The organism is Thermoanaerobacter sp. CM-CNRG TB177 (assembly GCF_018588165.1).
Classification (GTDB): Bacteria; Bacillota; Thermoanaerobacteria; order Thermoanaerobacterales; family Thermoanaerobacteraceae; genus Thermoanaerobacter; species Thermoanaerobacter thermocopriae.
On record NZ_JAFCAC010000068.1, the window covers coordinates 1 to 962 of the forward strand.

A 962-nucleotide genomic window follows, 5' to 3' on the forward strand; every position below is an offset into this window, starting at 1 on the left:
ACTAATGGCTTAGGCATTATTCAGCATATTAGTTTCTATGACGATGATTCTTTAAATGTCAATACTGCTAAATCTGCTGCCGAGTCTAAAGATTTGTACGATTCTAAAACTTTAATCCCTTCTCTTAAGGAATTCTTTAATTTACATCCTAATTTCTCTTATAGATACTTCTTAGGTGACGCTGGGTTTGATTCTTTTGATAATTATAAATACTTGTTCTCAAAGCTTGGCATAATCCCTATTATCCCTATTAACCCTCGAAATTCTAAAAACTTACCTCAGCCTACTTTTAACTCTGATGGTATCCCTACCTGCCCCCGTGACCCTTCTCTTAAAATGTCCTATGATGGCATCGTTCGGGAAAAAGGTAGAGCTACCAGAATTAAATGGCTTTGCCCTATGTCCAAAAAAGTTAGACTAAATGGTAAAACTACTTATATCCTTCAATGTGATAACCCCTGTACCTCTTCTAAATGTGGCAGAATATTCTATACTACCCTTGATATTGATTTTAGAAAAAATACTTTTGTCCCTCGTAACTCTAAAAAGTGGTCCAAACTTTATGAAAAACGCCCTATTATTGAAAAATCTATTTCTCTTTTAAAAAGTTCTATCGCTGTTGATAGCTTTAAACTCATAAATACCAGGTCAATCAAAGCTGATGTTTTTCTTGGGGCTATCACTCAACATATTGGTTTAATTATTACTGCAAAGCTTGGTACTTTTGAACATCCTTTATCTTTGAAAAAACTTTTGGCTTGATAACTTGTTCTTATGATTTGATTTGTTTGTCATCTTTTTACATTAAAAAGGTGTGTTAAGTATTGTCTTTTTTGAATTTGTATCTTTCTTCCATTTCTCTTTTTCCGTCTTGAGTGTGCCTTTAAAATGTAATTTCTTTATTTTGTTCCTTGTAATGTAACTTTTTTACTCTAATATTTATCTCATTTTGCAATCACCTA

General features: G+C 32.3%; 1 protein-coding gene. It reads left to right on the forward strand.

Features of this window, described 5'->3' with window-relative positions:
• Positions 1–762 (forward strand): transposase (locus I4N53_RS08115; protein ID WP_214496011.1); only part of this gene is annotated, 762 nt, incomplete at its 5' end.
• Between the last annotated feature and the right edge of the window lie 200 nt (positions 763–962).